The 4,448-nt window shown below is 68.1% G+C and carries 4 protein-coding genes and 2 pseudogenes; 2 read left to right on the plus strand and 4 right to left on the minus strand.

Features of this window, described 5'->3' with window-relative positions:
* Together DBR22_RS24695 and DBR22_RS17335 are read left to right on the plus strand one after the other, a co-directional pair.
* A pseudogene (locus DBR22_RS24695) lies at window positions 1-126 on the plus strand (chorismate mutase); the annotation flags it as partial.
* The gene (locus tag DBR22_RS17335; protein WP_108600047.1) at window positions 117-1,127 is read left to right on the plus strand and encodes a hypothetical protein; all 1,011 of its coding nucleotides are present in this window, start codon (window positions 117-119) and stop codon (window positions 1,125-1,127) included. The pseudogene DBR22_RS24695 and the gene DBR22_RS17335, both read left to right, overlap by 10 nt.
* Before the next feature lie 4 nt (window positions 1,128-1,131).
* Here DBR22_RS17335 and DBR22_RS17340 read toward each other — a convergent pair whose 3' ends face one another.
* From DBR22_RS17340 to DBR22_RS23940, 4 genes and pseudogenes are all read right to left on the minus strand, one after another.
* On the minus strand, window positions 1,132-1,845 hold the full coding sequence (locus tag DBR22_RS17340) for a DUF4166 domain-containing protein (RefSeq protein ID WP_108600048.1): 714 nt from the start codon (window positions 1,843-1,845) through the stop codon (window positions 1,132-1,134).
* A 43-nt stretch (window positions 1,846-1,888) separates the two neighbouring features.
* Complete coding sequence (locus DBR22_RS17345; RefSeq protein WP_108600049.1) at window positions 1,889-3,181, minus strand: DUF58 domain-containing protein; 1,293 nt, start codon at window positions 3,179-3,181, stop codon at window positions 1,889-1,891.
* A gap of 12 nt (window positions 3,182-3,193) precedes the next feature.
* Window positions 3,194-4,261: an AAA family ATPase gene (locus DBR22_RS17350; protein ID WP_258229266.1), complete on the minus strand. Its 1,068-nt coding sequence runs from the start codon at window positions 4,259-4,261 to the stop codon at window positions 3,194-3,196.
* A pseudogene (locus DBR22_RS23940) lies at window positions 4,258-4,448 on the minus strand (DUF4350 domain-containing protein); the annotation flags it as partial. The gene DBR22_RS17350 and the pseudogene DBR22_RS23940, both read right to left, overlap by 4 nt.

Genomic DNA, 4,448 nt, shown 5'->3' on the forward strand with positions numbered 1-4,448 from the left:
CTCGCAGAGGACGCACACCTTGATCCGGCCTTCGCGGAAAAGTTCCTTAATTTCATCATTGGCGAGGTCATCCGCCACCATGAGGCCATCGCCGAGGACCACCAGGCTGCCGCAGAGTGGAAGTAACCGCCACCGGGCTGGGCCCCTGGCCGGGGGAGGACCCCGTGGAAGCCGCCCGCATCATCCGCGGCGAGCTCGGCACCCCGCACCTGCCGTTCCTGGCCGAGCTTCCGGACCGCGGTGTCGGCTCGGACGCGCTGGGCAGGACGGCGTCCCTCCTGGTTGAGCTGGCCGTTGATGTCCAGCCCTACGGCTGGCGCCTGGTGGACCGTCCCGGCAAGGACTTCCGCCGCGCCGCGTCTGCGCTCTCAACGGACATCAACGTCCTGGCCGATGTGGCAGGCGCAGAAGACACTTCCGCCGCCGAGATCAAGCTACAGCTGATGGGTCCGCTCAGCCTCGCCGCCGGACTGCACCTGCACAACGGCGAACGTGCCCTGCTGGACTACGGAGCCCGGCGGGACATTGCGGCCTCGCTGGCGGCCGGTGTACAAAGCCACCTGTCCAAAGTCTCAAGCGCGGTCCCCGGCGCGCAGCTGGTGGTCCAGCTCGACGAGCCGGATATCGCCGCCGTTCTTGCCGGCACCATCCCGACGTCCAGCGGTTACCGGACCCTGCGGGCTGTGGGTGGCCAGGAGGTCACGGAGTCCTGGCGCCTGGTGATCGAGGCCCTCCGCGCCGCCGGTGCCGCCGAAATCGTCATCTCGGTTCCGGAAATCGAGGCGCCGATCGAACGCATTATCGCCGCGGGCGCGGACGGGGTTGCCGTTCCGCTGAAAGGCCTGACAACGCGGCAGTGGGAGCAGGTGGCCCCGGCGGTTGAGGCGGGTAAGCGGCTCTGGGCGGGCGCCCTTGACCTCAGCAATGGCACCCTGCCCAGGGTGGCACAGGCCGTGGATGCCGTGTGGCGGCCGTGGCGCCAGCTGGGTCTGCCGGCGTCGTCCCTGGGCAGTGTGCGCGTTACCCCGTCCGTCGGGCTTGCGCATCACACGCCGTCCACCGCCAACGCGGTACTGGCCAGGCTCACGCAAGTCGCTGACGGGCTGAACCAGCAGGCCCACGGCTAGCCGGCTACACCCGGTTTTCCCACCGGTCCGGCTGGGCGTAACGGGGCAGGAAGCCCGCCGCCGAACTGCCACCGACGTAAGGGCGCAGGCGGTAGTTGAAGCTGCCGGCGTAGACCAGCACCTGGCCGATCTGCGGCTGGATGACCTTGACCTGGATCCGGTGCGATCCGTTCTCTCCGGCGTCTGCGTCCCACCACTGTTCGGCATAGGCCTTGGCGTCAACCGTCGTGGGCAGCGGCATCCGCAGCGGGCCCAGGAAAAGCCTGGAATCGTCCGAGACTCCGCGCAGCCTGCCCTCCTCCGTCACGCTGACTTTCAGGTTTGTCACCATACGCCGGAACCTGCCCAGGTAGTCCACCAGCCGCGGGCCGTCAGCGGTGTCCGTGAGGCTGGTGGTGTCCTGGAAAATCCTGCGGTGCCCGGGGAAGCGGATCTCCCGCCGGGCGGTCAGGCTGGACCGTCCGAACGGGTCCAGGTGCGCATGGTTTTCGATCCTGAAGGGAATGTTCTCCCCGTACTCCGGGAAAAAGGCTTCCTCCCCGGACGTGAGCTTCAGCAACGGCCGCAGCCACGCCTGACGGCAGCCCACGACGTCGAAAACGCCTTCCCCGACACCGTACATGCCGGAGCCGGGCACCAGGGAAAAGTACTCCTGAAGCTCAGGCTGCAGCCGGTGGAAGTCCTCGCCCAGGGCCTGTCTATAGATGGAAACGTTCATTGTTGACCTCCTGGACGGTACCGCCGGCTGCGCTGCGGTTGGTTCATAATCTACCGGCCGCCTTGAGCCGGATGTACATGTCGGCAAGCTGCGGAGGCAGTTGGTGCGGTTCGGCGTCCACCACTTCCACCCCGTGGTGCCGGAGTTCGGCCGCGACGGCTGCCCGTTCCAGGAGTGCGCGTTCAGCCGATGCCGCCCGGAAAACGTCGGTGGCGTTCGAGCGTTCCGCAAGCATCTGCCCCAGCATGGGATCGCGGACCGCGGCGACCACCACCACGTGCTGCCGTGCCAGCTGCGCAGCGACAGGAATGAGCCCCTCCTCCGGTGCTCCGCCATCCAGCGAAGTCAGCAGGACCACCAGGGACCGGTGGGCGGAGACCGCCCGGATCTGGCCGGGGATGCTGGACCAGTCAAGTTCGATCAGCTCTGCTTCGAGGGGCGCCATCGCCTGGACCAGCTGCCCCAGGAGATTGCCGGAGGTGGCCGAGCCAGCCCTGGCGCGGGGGCGGCGATCGAAAGCGAGGAAGTCCACCCTGTCACCGCCGCGTTCGGCGAGCACCGCCAGCAGCAGCGCGGCTTCCATTCCGGTGTCCAGCCTCGGTTCGTCCTCGATCCTCGCCGCCGAGGTCCGGGACGTATCCAGCATGATCACCACCCGCCGGTCACGTTCCGGCCGCCACGTGCGGACGACGACGGCGGAGCGGCGGGCAGTTGCCCGCCAGTCGATTGAGCGGACGTCGTCCCCCCGGACATAGTCCCGGAGTGAGTCGAATTCAGTGCCTGCACCACGGATCTGCACCGCGGCTTTGCCGTCCAGTTCGCGGAGCTTCCTGAGCTTGGACGGCAGGTGCCTGCGTGAATGGAAGGGCGGCAGGACCCTGAGGATGCCGGGGCACGGAACCGTCCTTTGCCGTGCTGCGAGTCCCAGGGGGCCATGCGAGCGCACCGTAACGTGGGGGGCTTTCATGTCACCGCGGCGGACGGGCCGGAGCCGGACGCTCAGGCGGCGGCTCTCATGGCCGGGGACCTGGATTTCCTGGACCGGATCCTGGGCGCCGGCGGAGGGTTGCCAGGCATCCCGGACGGTGGCCCGCAGCGTGCGGGGGCCGTTGTTGAACACGGTGAGGACGGAAACGGCTGTGGCGTGCAGCGTCACGTTGCCCGGGTCCGCGCGGCGGACCTCGATGGAACGCGGGGAAGCTGCCAGGCCGAGATCCAGGCCCAGCAGTGCGGCGAGGACAACGAGCACGCACATGACCGATCCCCAGCCGGGCAGCAGCAGGACAGGCGCCAGCCCCAGCAGGGCGAGCAGTACGAAACGTCCGGAGAGTGCCATTGCTGATGCGGGTCAGCGGGGGACGGGGACAGAGGCCAGGATGCTGCCGAGGACGTCATCCACCCGCACACCGTCCATCTGGGCGTCCGGCTGCAGGGCCACACGGTGGCGCAGGCACGGCAGGGCCAGTGCTTTGACGTCGTCCGGGGTGACGAAGCTCCGCCCGGACAGCCAGGCCCAGGCCCTGGAGGTGCTCAGCAGGGCTGTTGCGCCACGGGGCGAGACGCCCAGCTGGAACGACGGCGCCTGCCGGGTGGCGCGGACCAGATCCACGATGTATCCGATGATTTCCGGTTCGACGGCGACTGTTGCCACGGCCTGCCGCGCCCGTTGAAGGTCTTCGGCGCCTGCCACGGCCCGGACCCCGGCTGCGTCCAGATCGCGCGGGTTGAAGCCGGCCGCGTGCCGCCTGATCACTTCCACCTCGTCCGTCCGGCCGGGCAGCGGCATGGTCAGCTTGAGCAGGAAGCGGTCCAGCTGGGCTTCGGGCAGGGTATAGGTTCCCTCGTATTCAACGGGGTTCTGGGTTGCCGCTACCAGGAAAGGAGTGGGCAGCGGGCGGGACACCCCGTCAACAGAGACCTGCCGCTCTTCCATGGCCTCCAGCAGGGAGGCCTGGGTCTTGGGTGGCGTGCGGTTGATTTCGTCGGCGAGCAGGATGTTGGTGAAGACCGGACCCTCGCGGAAGCTGAACGCCGAGGTGTGGGAGTCATAGACCAGGGAACCGGTGATATCCCCGGGCATCAGGTCTGGTGTGAACTGCACCCGCTTGGTGTCCAGGCTCAGCGCCGCGGAAAGGGCGCGCACCAGCAGGGTCTTGGCGACGCCGGGCACACCCTCGAGGAGCACATGTCCGTCGGAGAGCAGCGCGATGAGCATTCCCGTGACCGTTGGGTCCTGGCCCACCACGGCCTTTGCCACTTCGTGCCGCACGTCCAGGAGCGCCTGCCGCGCAGGATCATCGTGCACGTGATCCTGCTGCCGTGCAGGATCCTGCTGTCGCCCGGCAGTATATTGCCGCGGGTCCGGGAATTGCTGCCCGGAATCGAGGATTTGCTGGGCGCGGTGCTCTTCGTTCATCGGGTCCTGACCTCGTTTTCTAGTTTCTCCAGTGCCTGTGACCATTGCACCAGCCTTTTTTCGGTTTCCGGCCGCTCGTGGACCAGGGCTGTGATCTCTGTGACCGGCCGGCCCAGGTGCCGGGCAGTTGCGGCGGCGACGTCGTCAGCGGTTGCCCCGGCGCCCAGCCGCAGAGCGTGCGCCAGCC

Origin of the sequence: Arthrobacter sp. HMWF013, from assembly GCF_003061105.1 — a bacterium.
Taxonomy (GTDB): Bacteria; Actinomycetota; Actinomycetes; order Actinomycetales; family Micrococcaceae; genus Arthrobacter.